6 protein-coding genes and 1 pseudogene are annotated in these 6,000 nt (G+C 68.9%); all 7 read right to left on the bottom strand.

The annotated features are described in order from the left end of the window. A pseudogene (locus J2848_RS34125) lies at positions 1 to 218 on the bottom strand (hypothetical protein); the annotation flags it as partial. 175 nt (positions 219 to 393) lie between these two features. Further along, a complete protein-coding gene (locus J2848_RS34120) occupies positions 394 to 1,131 on the bottom strand; it encodes a helix-turn-helix domain-containing protein (RefSeq protein ID WP_149235680.1) in 738 nt (245 codons plus the stop codon). A gap of 171 nt (positions 1,132 to 1,302) precedes the next feature. Continuing rightward, positions 1,303 to 1,719 (bottom strand): response regulator transcription factor, encoded by a 417-nt coding sequence (locus J2848_RS34115; protein WP_149235679.1) that lies wholly within the window; start codon positions 1,717 to 1,719, stop codon positions 1,303 to 1,305. Between the two features lie 124 nt (positions 1,720 to 1,843). After that, a complete protein-coding gene (locus J2848_RS34110) occupies positions 1,844 to 2,542 on the bottom strand; it encodes a response regulator transcription factor (RefSeq protein ID WP_246194547.1) in 699 nt (232 codons plus the stop codon). Then, complete coding sequence (locus tag J2848_RS34105) at positions 2,532 to 4,112, bottom strand: PAS domain-containing sensor histidine kinase (protein ID WP_246194545.1); 1,581 nt, start codon at positions 4,110 to 4,112, stop codon at positions 2,532 to 2,534. The genes J2848_RS34110 and J2848_RS34105 overlap by 11 nt, the downstream gene beginning before the upstream one ends. A 177-nt stretch (positions 4,113 to 4,289) precedes the next feature. Then, complete coding sequence (locus tag J2848_RS34100) at positions 4,290 to 4,931, bottom strand: hypothetical protein (protein ID WP_149235678.1); 642 nt, start codon at positions 4,929 to 4,931, stop codon at positions 4,290 to 4,292. 11 nt (positions 4,932 to 4,942) lie between these two features. Then, a complete protein-coding gene (locus tag J2848_RS36075; protein ID WP_149235677.1) occupies positions 4,943 to 5,764 on the bottom strand; it encodes a helix-turn-helix domain-containing protein in 822 nt (273 codons plus the stop codon). Positions 5,765 to 6,000: the final 236 nt, after the last annotated feature.

Genomic DNA, 6,000 nt, shown 5'->3' with positions numbered 1-6,000 from the left:
GCGGCGAAGTGGTTCTTGATGACCTTGTCTTCCATCACGCCCATGCCGGTCTCCGCCACCGCCATCTTGGCGAGCGGGATGCGGGCGTTGGCGGCGGCCAGAGCGGCGCTGCGGAAGATCAGGTCCACCTTCTCCTGCGGATAGTCGGCGAAGCGCGCCTGCGCCGCCTTCACACGCGCAATCAGGGCGTTCAGGTCGGATAGGGTCGTGACGGTCATGGTCATCATCCACTTGCTGTCCGCGACCTATGCAATGACGCCGTCGCGGTGATGTGTGGGAAAGGCCGGAGTTGCGCCGTCCGGGCGCGCCGCTGCGCTCCGGGAACGCTGGGGCGCCCGGTGCACACGGCCAGGATTTTGAAAGGAAGCGGCAGAGGGGCAGAAGCGGTGGTGGTCAGAAGCCGCCGGCGAGATCGGCCAGGGCGTCGTGGTCCAGCAGTTCCAGCTTGCCGCCGACCAGGATGCGGATCAGGCGGCTCGACTTCAGCTTGGTCAGGGTGCGCGACACGGTTTCGGTGGTCAGGCCGAGATGGTCGGCGATGTCGCTGCGGCCCATCGGCAGGTCGATGGTGCGCTCGTCTCCGCCAGCAACGGCCTTGCGGTTGCTGAGGCGCAGCAGGAAGGTGGCCACCTTCTCCGCAGCGGTCTTGCGGCCCAGCAGAACCATCTGGTCCTGCGCCGCCATCAGTTCGGACGTGGTGGCCGACAGCAGCTTGCGGGCGAAGGCCGGCTGGGCATCCATCAGGGCGTCCAGCTCCAGGCGGGGGATACGCTGGATGGTGGTCGCCGTCACGGTTTCGGCGGTGTAGAGATACTGGGCGGCGAAGGCCAGACCCATCATGTCGCCGGCCTGCAGGAAGCCGATGATCTGGCGCCGGCCGTCGGGGAGCATCTTGTAGAGGCGGACCATGCCGCTCATCACCCGGAACACCGAACCGGCGGCATCGCCTTCGCTGAACACCGTGACCTCACGTTCGTAGACCTTGGTATGGCCCAGGCTGGCGAGCGGATCGGCGGGGTTGCGCGGCGGGATGGCCGTCAGGCCGGAGGCCGGGGAAATCGCCAGGGCGGAGACCAGGTAACCAGGGACGGCGCGGTTGGCGTGGGCGGCAATGGCGGCGTGCGTGGACATGGTGACCTCGGCCTTGACGGTGCGATGCGGTCCGGTTGGTCCGGGGTGCATCCGATGACCCGAAGCTAGCTGTCCCCCATCGCGCTGTGCAGTTCGGTGATGTACCTAAGGAAGTTTGCGTACGTAAGTGTACCTACGTATCAGGCCCTACGGGGGCCGGGCCGCAGACCTTCAGGCCGCCGCCGGCATCAGGCCGTTCAGCATGTCGATCAGCTGGTCCTCGTCGAACGGCTTCTCCAGCACGGCGACGACGCCGGCCTCCTTGGCGCGGGCGAAGGTGGCGGAGTCGCCGCGGCCGGAGACCATGATGACCGGCATTCCGTGCAGGTCGCCGCGATGGCGCTCCAGGAACTCCAGCCCGCTCATCACCGGCATGTGCAGGTCGAGAACGAGGCAGCCCTGCGGGTTTCCGTCATAGCGGTCAAGGAATTCGCGGCAGGACGAGAAGTCCCGCACATCGAAGGAAAAGGCTTCCAGCAGGGCTTTCAGGGAGTCGCGGACCGGCTCGTCGTCGTCGACGATATGGACGATACCGGCACCCGGCGTTTCGCCCGGCCCGCTGCCGGACTCGTTGCCCAGGTGATCCATGACGGCCTCCGAACTTCCATGCAAAGACAACAGCGCCAACGGTGCGACGCGTCATGGAAGATAAAATGCGGCGGAGGGCGCCGATATACGGACCAATGCGTATGCGGCGCGCTTTTGATGCAGATCAGCCCCCGCCGGGCACCACGCCGGCGGCGATCGCCATGCGGACCAGGGTGGGCAGGCTGTCGGCCTGCATCTTCTCCATCACCCGGGCGCGGTGGATCTCCACGGTGCGCGGGCTGATCGACAGTTCGAAGGCGATGATCTTGTTGGACTTGCCGGCCACCAGCCAGCGCAGCACGTCGAGTTCCCGCGGCGTCAGGGCGGACAGGCGGGCCAGCACCTCCGGCGGGGCGGCGGCGGCGGGCGCGGGGGCTGGCTGTTCCGGGGCAGCCGCCGGCGGGGCGGCCTCCGCCGTCCGGCTTTCCGCCGCGCGGGCCAGGGCGGAGCGGACGGCGGCGAGCAGCGCCTCCTCCTCGAAGGGCTTTTCGACGAAATCGACCGCCCCCGCCTTCATGGCGCGCACGGCGAGCGGCACGTCGCCGTGGCCGGTCATCACCACCACCGGAAGGCCGTGGCCGTCGCGGGCCAGCCGTTCCTGGACGTCGAGGCCGCTCATCTGCGGCATGCGGACATCGACCAGCAGGCAGCCGGGACGCGACGGCGCCTCGGACTCCAGGAAGGCGAGCGGGGTGGAGAAGCTTTCCGCCCGGAAGCCGGCGCATTCCAGCAGGATCTGGAGGGAATCGCGGATGGCGTCGTCGTCGTCGACGATGAAGACGGTGAGGTCGGCGGTCATGTCGGGCACGGCATCAGCTGGCATCGTCGGCATCCGATGCGGGCAGGGGAGTTGAGAGGGGAACGGTGAAGGCGAAGCAGGCACCGGTCGCCGGGGGAGCGGCCGGCGGCTCCAACCACAGGCGCCCGCCATGCGCCTCGATGATCGAGCGGCAGATCGACAGGCCCAGCCCCATGCCGCTGCTCTTGGTGGTGACGAAGGGCTGGAACAGCTGGGCGCGCACGGTTTCCGGCACGCCGGGGCCGCTGTCGGCGACGCTGACGCGGCGGAAGGCGGCCTCGTCCGGGTCGGGGCCGGTGCGGACGGTCAGCATGCGCCGCTCGACCTGCGCGCCGCCCATGGATTCGATGGCATTGCGCACGAGGTTGAGGATCACCTGCTGGACCTGGACCTTGTCGATCAGCACCTGCGGGTCGGCCGCATCGAAGTCGAAACGCACATGCAGGCCGCGTTCCTTGGCGCCGACCAGGGCGAGCGCGCTCGCCTCCTCCACCACCTTGTTGAGGGATTCGACGGAACGGTGGGTCTGGCCCTTCTCGATGAAGCTGCGCAGGTGGCGGATGATCTGGCCGGCGCGGGTGGCCTGGGCGCTGGCCTTGTCGACCATGTCGATCGCCTTGGGCACCGTTTCCGGCCGTTCCATCAGCCGCTTGGCGGCCTTGGCATAATTGATGACCGCGGTCAGCGGCTGGTTCAGCTCGTGGGCGAGAGTCGAGGCCATCTGGCCCATGGCGCTGACCCGGCTGACATGCAGAAGCTCCGACTGCAATTCCTGCAAGCGGCGTTCGGTCGCCTGCCGTTCGGTCAGGTCGCGGACGAAGCCGGTGAAGCAGCGCCGGCCGGCGAGCAGCACCTCCCCCACCGCCAGTTCCATCGGGAAGACCGACCCGTCGCGCCGCAGGCCCGAGACGATGCGGCCGATACCGATGATGCGGCGTTCCCCCGTCCGCTCGTAGCGGTCGAGATAGCCGTCATGCTGCTCGCGGTAAGGCGACGGCATCAGCATGCTGATGTTGCGGCCGATGACCTCCTCCGCCGTCCAGCCGAACAGGCGTTCGGCCGCCGGGCTGAAGGATTCGATCAGCCCCTTCTCGCCGATGACGATGATCGCTTCCGGCACCGTCTGGAGGATGGATGTCAGCCGCGCCTCGCGCTCGCGCAGCGCCGTCTCCACCTGTCTGGATGCTGTCAGGTCGCGGATGATGCCGATATAGACGGGGGCGCCGTCCTGGCTCGCCTCCCCCACCGACAGGTCCATGGGGAAGCAGGAGCCGTCCTTGCGCTGGCCGGTCACCTCGCGGCCGATGCCGATGATCCGGCGTTCCCCGGTGCGGTGATAACGCTCCAGGTAGCCGTCATGCTCCTCCTGATAGGGCGAGGGCATCAGCATCTTGACGTTGCGGCCGATCACCTCCGCCGCAGCCCAGCCGAACAGCCGTTCGCAGGCGGGGTTGAAGGACTTGATCAGGCCGCGGGCGTCAATGATGACGATCCCGTCGGGCACGGTGTCCAGCATCGCCTGCAACTGCGACAGAGCCCCCAGATTGTCTTCCCGGCTTTCGGGCCGGTTTTCGGCCCGGTTATCGTCGGCCACGTCTCAACCCTCGACCTCTCAATGCCTCTTCCGCCACAGAGTAGTTGAGTGCAACCGTCGGTCAAGACTGCCAATCAGGAGAGCGCGCCGCCGGTGGTGGCGGCAGATCCTCGCCTTGCGTGCGGACCCAATGGCGGTGGAGGTCGGGCACGACCGGCACGATGACGGCATGCGGGCTCACCCCATGCGGCGCAGCGCTCCCGTCGCCAATGCCCGCGGATCCGGGACACACGGATCCGGGGCGGCGTCGGCCAGGGACTGGAGGCGGTCGGCCAGCGCCCGTTCGGGGGCACAGATCTCCTCGCACAGGGTGCGCATCTCGGCGATCGAGGGGCGCCATTTCCGGCTGCGGCGCCAGTTGCGGGCGGCGGCGTCGATCACCCAGGCCGGGTATTCGCCAAGGTCGTCGGCCCAGTCGAGCGCCATCATCCGTTCCACCTCTGGCGACAGCCCCTTGGCCGGGAAATGGCTGAGCAGGGTCAGCACGCGGCCGAGCAAATGGTCGCTGTCGGCTGGAGCCAGCACGGTGCCGGACAGCTCCTCAAGGGTCTGCCGGGCGAGCGCCGCCTGCGCAGGCGTGACGCCGGACGGGGGCGACCACAGCTCGATCATGCCGTCGAAGCCATCCTCGCCGAAGCGCGGGCGGCGGTCGGTGCGGCCCTGGGCCAGAAGCTCCGGGAGCGGTGGCGGCAGGGCGGCGGTCAGCCGGATCCGGCGCTGGGGAGCCGGCAAGGTCGGGTCGAAGGCAGCGGCGGGAGAGGCCGGGGCATGGGTCCGCGGGAGAGAGGTGATGGTGGCGCTTCTCGGTCTTGCGGTCATCGGCTTTCCCTTCAGGACCAGGGGGTGGCAGGGGTGGCGGAGGCACGCTGGCGCAGCTCGGCGGCGGCGGCGCTCCAGGCACCGAGACGCTGTTCGGCACTGGCGGATGGGCGGGCGGGGCTGTTGAAGGCGGACCGGCTGGCGGCCATGGGAGCCTTGCCGACGGCGGCGTCCTGCGACAGCCATGCCCTCCAGGCCGAAGAGACGTCGCGGTAGCGGTAGCCATGGGCACGGCAGCGCAGGATGAAGCCCTCGACATGACGGCCGAGATCGATCCCGGCATGGCGGGCCCTGGCCCAGGCGAGATCGTCGGCGGTCGGCATCCAGCCGTCCGGAACCTCTTGCGCCCGCACCGGCGTATCCGCGGGCTCGCCCGAAGCGAGCGAGTCCGGAATCTGTTTGGAATGGACCTGTTCCTGACTCGCTGGCGGACAGGGGATGTGCGTGGCAGAGTCATCCCTGTCGGCCGGCGAGTCAGGGCGGAGTGCGGCATCTGCGGACGCCTCGTCCGCCGGGATGAAGCGCAGGCGGTAGAGGCAGGACAGACGGGCGCCGTCGCGGCCGCGGCGATGTTCGACGCTGACCAGCCCCAGGTCGCTCAGACCCTGGATGATGCGGTTGATGGTGGGGCGCGAGCGCTTCAGCTTAGCGGCCAGCGTCGATTGCGACGGCCAGCACAGGCCGCTGTCGTCGGCGAAGGTGGCCAGCGCGGCCAGAACGGCGAAGCCGTCGGCGTCCAGGCCGGGGTGATCGAGCCACCAGGCGGGAATCCGGCCCCATCTGCGCGTATCGAGGGGATGGCCGTCCGTCGGCCGTGGTGTGGATAGCGACATGGGGAACTCCGCAAAGCAGGGGAACCGGCTGGCCGCCGGTGAACTTGCGGGAAGGATTCCGCCGCTCGTGGCAGGCGTCGAATCGCGGGCAAAAGGGACCGATTCGGTTGTGTCCCGCTGGCTCGCGGATCGGTCCCATCGGCCCGCGCCCCTGTCGCCTTTGCTCGCGGTTCGGTCGGCTTTGGCCGCGCCGGCGCTGCGAATCGGATCCGATCCCGTTTGCCCGCGCTTGGCTG

It is taken from the genome of Azospirillum lipoferum, assembly GCF_024170005.1.
In the GTDB taxonomy this organism is placed as follows: domain Bacteria; phylum Pseudomonadota; class Alphaproteobacteria; order Azospirillales; family Azospirillaceae; genus Azospirillum; species Azospirillum lipoferum.
The sequence above is the reverse complement of the archived record's forward strand: the minus strand, read 5'-3'. Positions and strand labels throughout refer to the sequence as shown.

Coding starts and splice junctions, on each gene's coding strand:
- J2848_RS34120 (WP_149235680.1), bottom strand. CDS start 1,131: ATGTCCACGCACGCCGCCATTGCCGCCCACGCCAACCGCGCCGTCCCT.
- J2848_RS34115 (WP_149235679.1), bottom strand. CDS start 1,719: ATGGATCACCTGGGCAACGAGTCCGGCAGCGGGCCGGGCGAAACGCCG.
- J2848_RS34110 (WP_246194547.1), bottom strand. CDS start 2,542: ATGCCAGCTGATGCCGTGCCCGACATGACCGCCGACCTCACCGTCTTC.
- J2848_RS34100 (WP_149235678.1), bottom strand. CDS start 4,931: ATGACCGCAAGACCGAGAAGCGCCACCATCACCTCTCTCCCGCGGACC.
- J2848_RS36075 (WP_149235677.1), bottom strand. CDS start 5,764: ATGTCGCTATCCACACCACGGCCGACGGACGGCCATCCCCTCGATACG.